The sequence below is a fragment of the Salipiger bermudensis genome, assembly GCF_017309175.1.
GTDB classification, from domain to species: Bacteria; Pseudomonadota; Alphaproteobacteria; order Rhodobacterales; family Rhodobacteraceae; genus Salipiger; species Salipiger bermudensis.
On record NZ_JAEKJV010000001.1, the window covers coordinates 445,588 to 458,266 of the forward strand.

The 12,679-nt window shown below is 69.1% G+C and carries 15 protein-coding genes; 11 read left to right on the plus strand and 4 right to left on the minus strand.

Annotation, left to right across the window (positions count from 1 at the left end; translation table 11 throughout):
* Nucleotides 1-87: 87 nt before the first annotated feature.
* Nucleotides 88-966, plus strand: coding sequence for an SHOCT domain-containing protein (locus JF542_RS02165; RefSeq protein WP_207074557.1), 879 nt, complete (start codon nucleotides 88-90; stop codon nucleotides 964-966).
* 16 nt (nucleotides 967-982) lie between these two features.
* Here JF542_RS02165 and JF542_RS02170 read toward each other — a convergent pair whose 3' ends face one another.
* Entirely contained in the window at nucleotides 983-2,164 is a 1,182-nt protein-coding gene (locus JF542_RS02170; protein ID WP_207074558.1) for an alpha-D-ribose 1-methylphosphonate 5-triphosphate diphosphatase, read from the minus strand.
* A gap of 47 nt (nucleotides 2,165-2,211) precedes the next feature.
* Complete coding sequence (gene phnF / locus JF542_RS02175) at nucleotides 2,212-2,967, minus strand: phosphonate metabolism transcriptional regulator PhnF (protein ID WP_207074559.1); 756 nt, start codon at nucleotides 2,965-2,967, stop codon at nucleotides 2,212-2,214.
* 113 nt (nucleotides 2,968-3,080) lie between these two features.
* Between phnF and phnG the strand changes: the two genes are divergently transcribed.
* The 7 genes from phnG (at nucleotide 3,081) to phnN (ending at nucleotide 8,134) form a co-directional block, all read left to right on the plus strand.
* Nucleotides 3,081-3,536 carry a phosphonate C-P lyase system protein PhnG gene (gene phnG, locus JF542_RS02180; protein WP_207074560.1) on the plus strand — a complete coding sequence of 152 codons (456 nt, stop codon included), beginning with the start codon at nucleotides 3,081-3,083 and terminating at the stop codon, nucleotides 3,534-3,536.
* A complete protein-coding gene (gene phnH, locus JF542_RS02185) occupies nucleotides 3,536-4,105 on the plus strand; it encodes a phosphonate C-P lyase system protein PhnH (protein WP_007791984.1) in 570 nt (189 codons plus the stop codon). The genes phnG and phnH overlap by 1 nt, the downstream gene beginning before the upstream one ends.
* Entirely contained in the window at nucleotides 4,105-5,190 is a 1,086-nt protein-coding gene (locus JF542_RS02190) for a carbon-phosphorus lyase complex subunit (RefSeq protein WP_207074561.1), read from the plus strand. The genes phnH and JF542_RS02190 overlap by 1 nt, the downstream gene beginning before the upstream one ends.
* Complete coding sequence (locus JF542_RS02195; protein WP_007791990.1) at nucleotides 5,187-6,065, plus strand: alpha-D-ribose 1-methylphosphonate 5-phosphate C-P-lyase PhnJ; 879 nt, start codon at nucleotides 5,187-5,189, stop codon at nucleotides 6,063-6,065. The genes JF542_RS02190 and JF542_RS02195 overlap by 4 nt, the downstream gene beginning before the upstream one ends.
* Entirely contained in the window at nucleotides 6,062-6,832 is a 771-nt protein-coding gene (gene phnK / locus JF542_RS02200; RefSeq protein ID WP_207074562.1) for a phosphonate C-P lyase system protein PhnK, read from the plus strand. The genes JF542_RS02195 and phnK overlap by 4 nt, the downstream gene beginning before the upstream one ends.
* Nucleotides 6,833-6,911: 79 nt before the next feature.
* A complete protein-coding gene (gene phnL, locus JF542_RS02205) occupies nucleotides 6,912-7,595 on the plus strand; it encodes a phosphonate C-P lyase system protein PhnL (RefSeq protein ID WP_207074670.1) in 684 nt (227 codons plus the stop codon).
* The gene (phnN, locus tag JF542_RS02210) at nucleotides 7,592-8,134 is read left to right on the plus strand and encodes a phosphonate metabolism protein/1,5-bisphosphokinase (PRPP-forming) PhnN (RefSeq protein ID WP_207074563.1); all 543 of its coding nucleotides are present in this window, start codon (nucleotides 7,592-7,594) and stop codon (nucleotides 8,132-8,134) included. Before phnL ends, phnN begins: the two co-directional genes overlap by 4 nt.
* Here phnN and JF542_RS02215 read toward each other — a convergent pair.
* Nucleotides 8,116-8,799, minus strand: coding sequence for a DUF1045 domain-containing protein (locus JF542_RS02215; protein WP_423734647.1), 684 nt, complete (start codon nucleotides 8,797-8,799; stop codon nucleotides 8,116-8,118). The genes phnN and JF542_RS02215 overlap by 19 nt on opposite strands.
* Nucleotides 8,800-8,855: 56 nt before the next feature.
* On the opposite strand from JF542_RS02215, the gene JF542_RS02220 reads away from it, so the two are divergent.
* The 3 genes from JF542_RS02220 (at nucleotide 8,856) to msrB (ending at nucleotide 11,685) form a co-directional block, all read left to right on the plus strand.
* A complete protein-coding gene (locus JF542_RS02220) occupies nucleotides 8,856-10,031 on the plus strand; it encodes an alpha-D-ribose 1-methylphosphonate 5-triphosphate diphosphatase (protein ID WP_207074565.1) in 1,176 nt (391 codons plus the stop codon).
* A gap of 370 nt (nucleotides 10,032-10,401) precedes the next feature.
* On the plus strand, nucleotides 10,402-10,956 hold the full coding sequence (locus tag JF542_RS02225; protein WP_207074566.1) for a fasciclin domain-containing protein: 555 nt from the start codon (nucleotides 10,402-10,404) through the stop codon (nucleotides 10,954-10,956).
* A gap of 270 nt (nucleotides 10,957-11,226) precedes the next feature.
* Nucleotides 11,227-11,685, plus strand: coding sequence for a peptide-methionine (R)-S-oxide reductase MsrB (msrB, locus tag JF542_RS02230; protein WP_207074567.1), 459 nt, complete (start codon nucleotides 11,227-11,229; stop codon nucleotides 11,683-11,685).
* Between the two features lie 309 nt (nucleotides 11,686-11,994).
* On the opposite strand, the gene JF542_RS02235 is transcribed toward msrB, so the two are convergent.
* Nucleotides 11,995-12,624: a DnaJ domain-containing protein gene (locus tag JF542_RS02235; protein WP_007792015.1), complete on the minus strand. Its 630-nt coding sequence runs from the start codon at nucleotides 12,622-12,624 to the stop codon at nucleotides 11,995-11,997.
* Nucleotides 12,625-12,679 lie beyond the last annotated feature (55 nt).

Below are 12,679 nucleotides of genomic sequence, written 5' to 3' on the forward strand. Positions count from 1 at the left end.
GCAGGATCGCGGCGTTATCGCCGGTGTTCGCAGGTTTGCCATCGTGCTAAGCCCGAAGCGACACACCCAAAGGATCGGAGATCCGAGATGACTGCGCTCACCGAAGACGGCAAGAAACTGGTCTCCGAGGCGGCGATCCGCCACGGCGTCTCGACCGAGACCGCCGAGGCCATGCTGATGGCGCTGGTCGCTGGCAACGGCACGCAGGCGCAGTTCAACATCGCCGAGCTCGGCGGCATGGGGCAATGGTCGCAGGGCGGCATGACCATGGTCGGCGACATGTTCAACAATGCGCTGAAGGCGCGGGTCGATGCGCTCTGCACCGATCTTGCGAACATCCTCATGGTCGGCAACCTGTTCCGTCCGGTCGAGATGCCGGCGCCGCAGCCGGGCACGCAGAGCCAGTCGCAATCGCAGGGCGGCGGCATGGGCACCAGCCTGTTCATCAAGGGCGGGCTCGTGGGCGCCTCCTGGCCCGCCGAGCTTGGCCAGCCATCCTCGACCGGCAGCCAGAACAACCTGCGCTACGCGGTGTTTCCGCAGACCCGGCGGCTGGCGATCGATTTCGGCGGCCGGATCGAGATCTATGACACCGGCGATCACCAGATCTCGGGCGTCTCGCAGCAGCAGAGCGGCGACCAGTCGCTGACCTTCACCAGCCAGCACGGGCTGGTTTCTCTGCGGGATCTGCCCCGGGTGGGGGAGGCGCAGCCGCAGGAGGTGCCGGAGGACCCGGAAGCACTTTCGGACGAACCGTCCGAGCCTCTGGCCGATCCTGCCATCGAGATGCCCTCTGCGCCGATCCCCGAAGCGGCTCCGGTTCCGGAAGTCGCCTCCGAGACGGGCCCGTCCGGGGCCGACGACATCATCGCGCTGATCCGCAAGCTCGGCGAGCTGAAGGAAGCGGGCCTGCTGACCGAGGACGAGTTCGCGTCCAAGAAGCGCGAGCTTCTCGACCGGCTCTAGGGCCGGGGCGGCGCGGCTATTCCGCCGCCAGCCGCGCCCCGCGCATGGTGCCGATCAGCCGCGCCCCGGCCTCGCCGGAGAGGTAGGCCAGCCGCCCGCCGCTCACCGTGGCCTCGATCTCGCGCGTGGCCGCGTTGACCACCACGAAATCCGCCCGCTTGCCGCGATCCAGCGTGCCGCGATCGGCGAGGCCCATGATCTCGGCCGGTGCCTTGCTGATCATGTCCCAGGCGCCCGGCAGGTCGCGCACGCCGCGATCCACCAGCACCCAGGCCGCCTGCGCCAGGCACGGGTAGTGATAGTCCGAGACCAGCGCGTCGCAGAGCCCGCGCGCCACGAGGTGCAGCGCCGAGACATTGCCCGATTGCGAACCGCCGCGCACCACGTTGGGCGCGCCCATAAGCACCGGGTCGTTGCAGGCCCGCGCCAGCTTGGCGGCGGCAGCGGTGGTCGGGAACTCGGCGATGCGGGCACCGATGATGCGGTAATATTCCCGCGTCTCGCCATCGGGGTCGTCATGGCTGCCATAGCGCATGTCGAGCGCGTCGAAGGCCTCGGCGAGCGCGCAGAGATGGCGCGGCACGTCGCGGCCACGCTCCTTCGCCTCGTGCAGCGTCACGAGGAATTCCGCCAGCGTGCGCCCGCCGCGCTCGGCATATTGCGTCACCTTGTGCGGGGCGCTTTCGGCCAGTTCAAGCGTTTCGGGCAGGTGGTTGTTGAAGATCACGTAATCGATGCCGAAGCGCCGGATTGCCGCCAGCATCCGGTCACGGGTCTCGGGCATGTGGGTCTCGCAGCGCAGCTGCAGCCGCAGATCGGTGAGCGCGCGCGGACGGTAGGTCTCGAGCGCGGCCATCACGTCCTCGGCGAAATCGGGGCCGCGCATGCCGCCCTCCCAACTCCAGCACTGCGCCAGCCACGCAGTGGTGACGCCATGGGCCGCCGCCTCGCGGTCGGTCGAGCGCAGACCGGCCGCGATCGGGAAGGGCGCGGAGGGGCGCGGCGCGATGTGACGCTCGAAGGCGTCGCCATGCAGGTCAATGATGCCCGGCAGGATCAGGTAGCCCGACATGTCGACCTCGGGCAGCGGGCCCTTGGTGATCACGCCGTCCTCGATCACCAGCGACCGCTTCTGCAGTTCGCCACCGCGCAGGATGGTCGCGCCTACGAGGCGCAGGGGAGGAAGCAGTGCCGTCATGCGTGTGTCCGCTCGAGGTTTTCCACAGCTTCTAGCGCGCGAAAATGTCAGGGCGATGACGTTTGCGGCGCTGTGTCCTGCTGAGAGCCCATGTCGTCTGAAGAAAACGTGAGCGCCACGCGGTCGCCGGCGAACCATGTCAGCCCGTACTCGACCGGCTGGCCGCCGGCATCAACGTTGACGCTCTCGGCGCGCAGGAGCGGCGCGCCTTCGCGCATGGTCAGGTGCAGCGCTTGCGTCGGCGTCGCGGCCTCGGCGGTCAGCCGGGTGCGGGCGCGGGTGTAGTCCTCGATCCCGTTCGCTTTCAACGCCTTGGTGACCGAAGCGACCTCCTCCAGTGTGGAGGCGAGGCCCGGAAAGCGCGCTGCGGGGAAGCAGCTGATGAAATGCGCCACCGGCATCGCCTCGGCCAGTGACAGGCCCTCGTAGACGATCACCTCGGCCCCCTCGGCCAGTGCCAGCGCCTCGCCTTCGGCGCGGTCGGCGGGGCGGGTCTCGATCCGCAGGACGCGCTTTTCCGGCAGCCGCCCCGAGGCGCGCAGGTTCTGCGAAAAGCGCACCCGCTCGCCGATGGGGTAGTCGAGCGGCGTGGCCTTCACGAACACCCCCGCGCCGCGCCGGCTGTGCACCAGATCGCGCTCGGCGAGATCGGCCAGTGCCCGGCGCGCGGTGTGGCGGTTGACCCCGAAGCGAGAGGACAGCTCGGCCTCGGTCGGCAGCTTGTCCCCGGCGCGGTAGAGGCCGCGGGCGATCTCGCCCTCGAGCTCGGCGGCGATGGATTTCCAGATCGGGCTGCGGGCCATGCACGGCTCCTGTCATCGAAACTTCACGCAAGTCCGCTTGCGCATCGGGGCGACTCGGCTCTATGATTTGTCTAGTTGTATAGAAACCTAGACAAGTCGGCAAGGTTGTCCAGATGAATGTGACGGAAGTCGGAACCGAGGCGCGGCAGCGCTGGATGGGGCTCTTGGCCCGGGCGCCCGCGGCGCGGCTGGCAGAGCTGCTCGAGGTGGCGGGCGCGGCCCCGGTGCATGAGTGGCTGCGGATGCCAGAGACCGGTGGCGTCATGGTGCGGGGCCGCGCCGGCGGCACCGGCGCGCCCTTCAATATGGGCGAGATGACGGTGACGCGCTGCGCGCTGCGGCTCGAGACCGGCGAGGTCGGGCATGGCTACGTGCAGGGCCGCGACAAGGCCCATGCGGAGCGCGCGGCGCTGGTCGATGCGCTGATGCAGGGGCCCGGGGCCGAGGCGCTGCGGGCGGCGGTGATCGCACCCCTGGCCGAGGCCGAGGCGGCCGCACGTCGGGAGCGGGCGGCCAAGGCGGCGGCGACGAAGGTCGAGTTTTTCACGATGGTTCGGGGAGAGGACTGATGCGAGACGACGCACTCAGCGGCGGGTTCACCGACGCGCCGGTCGAGGCCGCACGCGCCTTTCGCGCAGCGCTCGAGGCGATGGCCCGGCCGGGCAGCCTCCACGAGGTGGCGGGGGCAGAGGCGCCCGCGCCTCTGAGCACGGCGGCGGCGGTGCTGCTGCTGACGCTCTGCGACGGTGAGACGCCGCTCTACCTCGCGCCCGGGCATGACACGCAGCCGGTGCGCGACTGGATCGCCTTCCATGTCGGCGCGCCGCTGGTCGGGCCGGGTGAGGCGATGTTCGCGCTCGGGCAGTGGGACGCGCTGGCCCCGCACGACGCCTATGCCATCGGCACGGCGGAGTATCCCGACCGCTCGGTGACGCTGATCGTCGAGATGCCGGAGCTGCGCGCCGAGGGGGTGCGGCTCACCGGGCCGGGGATCGAGACCGAGGCGCATCTCGCGCTGCCCGAGACCGCGGCCTTCCAGCGCAATGCCGCGCGCTTCCCGCTGGGCTGGGATTGCTATTTCACCTGCGCAGACCGCCTCGCGGCGCTGCCGCGCACCACCAGAACGGAGGCGCTCTGATGTATGTGGCTGTAAAGGGCGGCGAGCGCGCCATCGACGCCGCGCACGAATGGCTCGCCGAGGAGCGCCGCGGTGACCCGCAGGTGCCCGAGCTGTCGCTGGCACAGATACGGGAGCAGATGAGCCTCGCGGTGAACAGGGTGATGGCCGAGGGCTCGCTCTACGATCCCGAACTGGCGGCGCTGGCGATCAAGCAGGCGCGCGGCGACCTGATCGAGGCGATCTTTTTGATCCGCGCTTATCGCACGACGCTGCCGCGCATCGGGCATTCGCGCCCGGTCGACACTGGCGCCATGCGTTGCGACCGCCGCGTCAGCGCGACCTTCAAGGACGCGCCGGGCGGGCAGGTGCTTGGCCCGACCTTCGACTACACCCACCGGCTGCTCGATTTCAAACTCGCCGCCGAGGGTGAGGCGCCGGTGGCGCGTCGGGCCGAGCCGACCCAGGCGCCGACCCCGCGCATCACCGAGTTTCTCAACCGAGACGGGCTGATACAGGACGAAGCCCGGAGCGACGAGACGCCGCCCGACATGACCCGGCAGCCGATGGAGTATCCCGCCGACCGGTCGCTGCGTTTGCAGGCGCTGACCCGCGGCGACGAGGGTTTCGTGCTGGGCATGGCCTATTCCACCCAGCGCGGCTACGGCCGCAACCACCCCTTCGTGGGCGAGCTGCGCATCGGCGCGGTCGAGGTCGAGATGGAGATCCCCGAGCTTGGCTTCGACATCTGCATCGGCGAGGTCACCCTCACCGAATGCGAGACGGTGAACCAGTTCATGGGCTCGAAGACCGAGCCGGCGCAGTTCACCCGCGGCTACGGGCTGGTCTTCGGCCAGACCGAGCGCAAGGCGATCTCGATGGCGCTGGTCGACCGGGCGCTGCGCTGGGAGGAGCTGGGCGAGGAGAATGTCGGCGCCCCGGCACAGGACGAGGAATTCGTCCTCGCCCATTCCGACAACATTCAGGCCACCGGCTTTCTCGAGCACATCAAGCTGCCACACTATGTCGACTTCCAGTCGGAGCTCGAGCTGGTGCGCAAGATGCGCCGGGAGGCCGAGGGCAGCATGAAGGAGGCGGCGGAATGACCGCGATGCAGCACGACCCGGCCTACAACTTCGCCTATCTCGACGAGCAGACCAAGCGGATGATCCGCCGCGCGCTCCTGAAGGCGCTGGCGATCCCCGGCTATCAGGTGCCCTTCGCCTCGCGCGAAATGCCGATGCCCTATGGCTGGGGCACCGGCGGGGTGCAGGTGACCGCCGCCTGCCTGACCCCGGAGGACCGGCTCAAGGTCATCGACCAGGGCGCCGACGACACCACCAACGCGGTCTCGATCCGCAAGTTCTTCGAACGCACCGCCGGCGTCGCGACCACCGAGCACACCAACGAGGCCAGCGTCATCCAGACCCGGCACCGCATTCCCGAGGCGCCGCTCGGCGCAGGCCAGATCCTTGTCTATCAGGTGCCGATCCCCGAGCCGCTGCGCTTCCTCGAGCCGCGCGAGACCGAGACCCGCAAGATGCACGCGCTCGAGGAATACGGGCTGATGTATGTGAAGCTCTACGAGGACATCGCCCATAACGGCGCGATCTCGACCGCCTATGCCTACCCGGTGAAGGTCGAGGGGCGCTACGTGATGGATCCCTCGCCGATCCCCAAGTTCGACAACCCCAAGCTCGAGAGCGGCGCGATCCAGCTTTTCGGCGCCGGGCGCGAGCAGCGGATCTACGCGATCCCGCCCTACACGCAGGTGGTGAGCCTCGATTTCGAGGACCACCCGTTCGAACCCAGCAAGGCGGATCACGATTGCGATCTCTGCGGTTGCGGCACGAGCTACCTCGACGAGGTGATCACCGACGACGCGGGCGGGCGCATGTTCGTCTGCTCGGACACCGATTTCTGCGCCGCGCGACAGGCCGAGGGCCATCGCGGGCGCCTCTCAGGGGAGGACGCGGCATGACGCCCTTGTTGCAGGTCAGGGATCTGACCAAACGCTACGGCGCCCGGCTGGGCTGCGGCGATGTGAGCTTCGATCTCTACCCCGGCGAGGTCATGGGCATCGTCGGCGAGAGCGGCTCGGGCAAGTCGACGCTGCTGAACTGCCTCGCCGGGCATCAGCCCCCCGACGAAGGCCAGGTGATCTTTGACACCCGCGCCGAGGGGCCGGTCGACACGCTGACCATGTCGGAGCCGGAGCGGCGGATGCTGGGGCGGACCGACTGGGCCTTCGTGCACCAGAACGCCCGCGACGGGCTGCGCATGGGCGTCAGCGCCGGGGCCAATGTGGGCGAGCGGCTGATGGCCGTCGGCGCCCGGCATTACGGCGACATCCGCGAACAGGCGGTGGACTGGCTCGGTCGGGTCGAGATCGCCGAGGACCGGGTCGACGACCGGCCGCGGGCGTTCTCGGGCGGGATGCAGCAGCGGCTGCAGATCGCGCGCAACCTCGTCACGGGGCCGCGGCTGGTGTTCATGGACGAGCCGACCGGCGGGCTTGACGTCAGCGTGCAGGCGCGGCTTCTGGACCTGCTGCGCGGGCTGGTACGCGAGATGGGCCTTTCGGCGATCATCGTGACCCACGATCTTGCCGTGGTGCGGCTGCTGGCCGACCGGCTGATGGTGATGAAGTCGGGCGCCGTGGTCGAGACCGGGCTGACCGATCAGGTGCTGGACGATCCGCAGCATGGCTACACCCAGCTCCTCGTCTCGAGCGTGCTGCAGGTTTGAGACGCCGGAGCGGGGGCTGTCTGCCCCCGGACCCCCGCAGGTATTTGGAAACCAGAGAAGGACAGGGCGGATGGAAGCGATGATCCGGGTCTCGGACGTGTCGAAGAGTTTCGTGCTGCACAACCAGGGCGGCGCGGTGATCCCGGTGATGGCGGGAGCAGCGCTTTCGGTGGAGCGCGGCGAGTGCGTGGCGCTGGTGGGCGATTCCGGCGCCGGCAAGTCGACGCTGATGCGGATGCTTTACGGCAACTACCTCGCCAATGGCGGGCGCATCGTGGTGGGCGGCGTCGAGGTGAGCGGGGCGGAGCCGCGCGAGATCCTCGCGATGCGGCGCGAGGTGCTGGGCTATGTCAGCCAGTTCCTGCGCGTGGTGCCGCGGGTGCCGACACTGGAGGTGGTGGCGGAGCCGGTCCGGGCAGCGGGCGGCAGCCGCGCCGAAGGCGAGGCGCGGGCGCGGGACCTGCTGGCGCGGCTCAACGTGCCGGAGCGGCTCTGGTCGCTGTCGCCGACGACCTTCTCGGGTGGCGAGCAGCAGCGGGTGAACATCGCGCGCGGCTTTGCGCATGAGTTCCCGGCGATGCTGCTCGACGAGCCCACCGCCTCGCTCGATGCCACCAATCGCGCGGTGGTGCTGGGGCTGATCGAGGAGGCCAAGGCGCGCGGCGCGGCGATCGTGGGGATCTTTCACGATGCCGAGGCACGGGCGCAGGTCTGCGACCGCGAGATCGACGTCAGCGGCTTCACCCCGGAGCGCGCGGCGTGAGCGGGCGCTTCTTCGCGGTCGTCGGCCCCTCGGGCGTGGGCAAGGACACGCTGATGGAGGCGGCGGCTGCGCGTGTGCCGGGGCTGCACCTCGTGCGGCGGGTGATCACCCGGCCCGCAAGCGCCGGCGGCGAGGATTTCGAGGGGGTGAGCGAGGCGGTGTTCGAGGCGCGCGTGGCCGAGGGCGCCTTTGCCCTGCACTGGCAGGCGCACGGGTTGCGCTACGGCGTGCCGGCGGACGTTGATGCTGTGCTGGCGGAGGGCCGTCCGGTGCTTTGTAACCTGTCGCGCGCGGTGCTGCCGGAGGCGGCGGAGCGCTTCGAGGGCATGCGGGTGCTGCATATCACGGCGCGGCCCGAGGTTCTGGCCGCGCGGCTCGCAAGCCGTGGTCGTGAGAGCGCGGCGGACATCGCCAGACGGCTCGAACGGGCAAGGTTCCCGCTGCCCGGCGGGCTGGATGTCTGCGAGATCGACAATTCGGGCGATCTCGACGCGGCGATGGCGCAGCTGCTTGCGGCGCTTCAGCCGGTGAGGGCGTAGCGATGCAGCAGGTGGAAGCGGCCCGCCTCGTCCTCGCCGAAGAGGCAGAGCGCCTCCATGCGGAACGGGCGCGGGGCCAGCGGCTCCAGCACCGGGGCGAGGGCCGCCATGGTGGCCTCGGCCTGAGCGCGGGGCAGGCGGCCTGTGAGGGTGAGGTGGAAGCGGAAGTCGTCCATCACGTAAGGATAGCCCCAGCGCAGCAGGTTCTCCTCCTGCGCGGGCGAGAGATTGGCCTTGCGGCGGCGGGCGAGCTCGTCTTCGCCGGGCGGGGCGCGGTGATGGTCGAGCGCCCGCACGGTCTGCGCCGCGATGCGCGCGAGGCCGGTGGTGTCGCCCTCGGGCGTCAGCGCGAGGAAGCTGCCGAGGCGCGTGAGCGCAAGGCCGGGCATCTCGGCCGGGGCCAGCGTGGCGGCAAGGGCTGTGAGATCGGCCTCGAGCGCGGCGCGGCTGCCGGTGAGGCGGAAGGGCGGCTTGAGCGTGCCGTGGAAGCCGTATTTGCGCGGCGTTGCCGTGATTTCGGCCACCGGCAACGGCAGGCCCGGCACCTGCGGGTGATCAAGAACCGCGCCGGCGGCGGCATCCCAGCCCAGCCACCCGGCGGTGAACTCGGCAAATGGCCCCGGCTCCGGGGCGTAGTAGACGGCGTAACGGCTGTAATGTGTCATGGGCGCGGGCATAGATCCGTCATGTCACGGAATGATGACGACAGAAAGGGCAGAGCATGGGCGAGATGAGCCTGGGCCATATTCAGGCCAGCGGCGAGATGGTGCTTGCGAACGCGCGGATCGTTCTCGAGCACGAGGTGGTGCAGGGCAGCGTGCTGGTACGTGACGGGCGCATCGCGGCGGTGGAGCAGGGCGCGGTGGCGCCGGCGGGGGCGATCGACTGCGGTGGCGATCTGGTGATCCCCGGGTTGATCGAGCTGCACACCGACAATCTCGAGCGCCACATCCAGCCGCGCCCCAAGGTCGACTGGCCGCACGCGGCGGCAATCCAGGCGCATGACGGCGAGCTGGCCTCGGTGGGCATCACCACGGTGTTCGACGCCATGCGCGTGGGCTCGGTGATCTCGGGCGGGCGCACGGATTACCGCAAGTATGCCCGGGCGCTGGCCAGCGAGCTGATGCAGGCGCGGTCCAAGGGGATGCTGCGGATCAGCCACTTCCTGCACCTGCGCGCCGAGGTCTGCTCGGAGACGTTGCTCGATGAGCTCGAAGAGTTCGGCGAGGCCGACCGGGTGGGGATCTTGTCGATCATGGACCACACGCCCGGCCAGCGGCAGTTCCGCGACCTGTCGAAGCTGAAGGATTACGTCTGCGGCAAGCATGGCATGTCGGAGGATCAGTTCGCCGATCACGTGGCCGGGCTGCGCGCGATCCACGCCCGGCTCGGCGCGGCGCACGAGGCGGGCGCGGTGGCGGCGGCGCGGCGTCTGGGCGCGGTGCTGGCAAGTCACGATGACACCACCGCGGAGCATGTGGCGGTGAGCGCCGGACACGGTGCACGGCTGGCAGAGTTCCCGACCACGGTCGAGGCGGCCGAGGCCTGCCACGCCCACGACATCGCGGTGATGATGGGAGCGCCGAACCTGATCCGGGGCGGCTCGCATTCCGGCAACGTGGCGGCGGCGGAGCTGGCCGAGCGCGGGTTCCTCGACATCCTGTCTTCGGATTACGTGCCGTCGGCGCTGATGACCTCGGCCTTTCAACTGGCGGAGATCTGGGACGACCTGCCACGCGCCATCGCCACTGTGACGGCGGCCCCGGCGCGGGCCACGGGGCTCGACGATCGCGGGGTGATCGCGGAAGGGCTATTCGCCGATCTGGTGCGGGTGGCGCATATCGAGGGCGTGCCGGTGATCCGCGGCGTCTGGAGCCACGGTCGCCAGGTGGGGTGAGCCGGCTTCCCGGAAACGCTCCGGGGGAGCGTTTCGCCGGCGAACGGGCGGCGCCCCGGGGGCGGCCGGCTCCCCGAAGCTCAAGCGCGGCACAAGGCAGAATAAAGCCGCGCCATTGCCTGCTCGAGCGCGGGGCGGCGGCGGCGCTGCTTGCTCTGGATGCCATGAGCCTGCGTCGCCCGTCCCGCACCCTAGGCTGAGGCGCGCGGGGCTGATCAGGATCGGCGACTGGACGTCCCGTCGCCGACATGTTCGCCGCCTCACGATCACGTGAACGCTTTTCCTGAAACTCCCCCGAAACAGCCTTCGTGGTTCTAGGCATACCCGCTCCGATCGGGGGTGGGAGGAGACCAACCAGGAGGAAACACCCATGACCATGCTCAAGAGCACCATCGTCGCATCCGCCCTTGCCCTTGCTGCCGCCCCGGCGCTGGCGCAGGACAACCCGATGGTCGGCGGCGCGCCGATGTATGCCGACAAGAACATCGTCGAGAACGCCGTGAACTCGGCCGATCACGAGACCCTCGTGGCCGCGGTCAAGCAGGCCGACCTCGTTGACACGCTGATGGGCGAGGGGCCGTTCACCGTCTTCGCGCCGACCGACGCGGCCTTCGACAAGATCTCGGACGAGAGCCTGTCGCAGCTGATGATGGACGAGCACAAGGGGCAGCTGGCGCAGATCCTGACCTGCCACGTGGTCGCGACCAACGCCATGTCCGATGCCATTGCCGGCATGATCGCCGATGACGGCGGCATGCACCCGGTGCCGACGGTCGGCGGCTGCACGCTTCAGGCCAAGATGGAGGGCGGCACGATCACCCTGACCGACGAGCAGGGCCGCACCGCAAACGTGACCATCGCGGATGTGCGCCAGTCGAACGGCGTGATCCACGTCATCGACCGGGTTCTCCTGCCGGCGATGTAAGAGCCCCCCCGCTGCCCGGCCCACTTCCCGTCTGGCCGGGCGGCTCCCTCTCCGCGGTGTGAGCAGACACAGCGGAGAGGTGAGATCGCGATCTGCCGGACCGCAGCGTCCGGCAGTGCCGTCCGGCTCGAATCGGGCAGGGCGGCCTCGCGCGAGAGCCGGCACGATCCCCCAGATTGCCGGATCTCGCGCGAACTTGTTCCGATGTGGCTGGACCGGCCGCCCTACGGACCGCATCCTTGACCCGCCATCATTGCAGGAGGACCCACCATGACCCGCAGAGGATTTCTGGCGACCAGCGCAGCCATGCTCGGACTCGGTGGCGCAGCCGCCGCCGAGAGTTTCGAGATCAGCCGCAGCAAGGCCGAATGGCAGGCCATGCTGAGCGATCTGGAGTACAAGGTCATGCGCGAGGAGGCCACCGAGCGCGCCTACACCTCTCCGCTCAATGACGAGAAACGCGCCGGCACCTTCCTGTGCAAAGGCTGTGATCTGCCGCTCTACGCCTCGGAGACCAAGTACGACAGCGGCACCGGCTGGCCGTCGTTCTACGAGGCGCTGCCGAACGCCATCGGCACCAAGGCCGACCGGTCGCTGTTCATGACGCGCACCGAGTGCCACTGCCGCCGCTGCGGCTCGCATCTGGGGCATATCTTCGATGACGGTCCGCAGCCCACCGGCAAGCGGCATTGCATCAACGGCGTGTCGTTGAGCTTTCGCCCGGCATAAGGGCGAGCGGTCATCTTAGGGGAGGCGGGGCCGGGGGTAGGCCTGCGCGCCCAGGGGAAAGACGCGCAGGCCCGGCCGGTCCGTGAGTGCCCGGGTCAGGGAAACCCCGGGGACCTTCGACAGAAAATACCATCGACACATTTTTGCTAGCACAACCTTTAAGGGTGTGTCTATCGAGTCTTTGTCGCGCGAGCCGAAGTTTTTCCGCCAGCGCCCATTCCTGCGCCGAGCGGCAGTCACGATGGGATATCAGGGGCTTCTGGTTTGCCCGGCGGGCGGCATGAAATCTGCCGCCCGAGGCCGATCCGTCTACTTGAAGTTGCGGCTGTCCTTGATCTGGTCCCAGGCCCAGACAACCTCCTGCAACTGCTCTTCCTGGCTGCGGTCGCCGCCGTTCATGTCCGGGTGCAGCACCTTGATCAGCTTCTTGTAGGCCTTGCGCACATCGGCCTTGGTCTCGGCGCGCTCGACCTCGAGGATCTCCAGCGCGCGCTTCTCGGTCGGGGGCAGGCGGCGCCCGCCGCCGGTCGCCGCGGCGCGGCCCGGGTTGCGCGTGGCGTTGTCGCCAAGCACCTGGTGCGGGTCCTCGATGCCGAGCCGCGCCCAGGCGCGGGCCTCGGGATCGCGGTAATCCTTGGTCTTGCGCTCCCACACCTTGTCGGAGCTCTGCTGGGCATTCATCTCGGCTTCGGTCTTGCCGTCGAAGAAGCTCCATTGCGAATTGTACTCGCGCACGTGGTCCTTGCAGAACCAGTAATACTCGTCGAGCACGTCCGGCGCCTTGGGGGCGCGGAACTTGCCCGGCTCCTGGCAGCCTTCGTGCTCGCACAGGCGCGTGGAGGTCTCTTGTTCGCCGGACATGCCGCGGCGTCCGCGCGGATTCTTCTTTTTCGAAGTCTTCACCGACATATCGAAACCGAAGGGGTCAGGTCTGCTCATGGTCTCACCTTTTCGACTCGGACGAGGGAGTTTAGACAATCCCTCACCAGTTTGA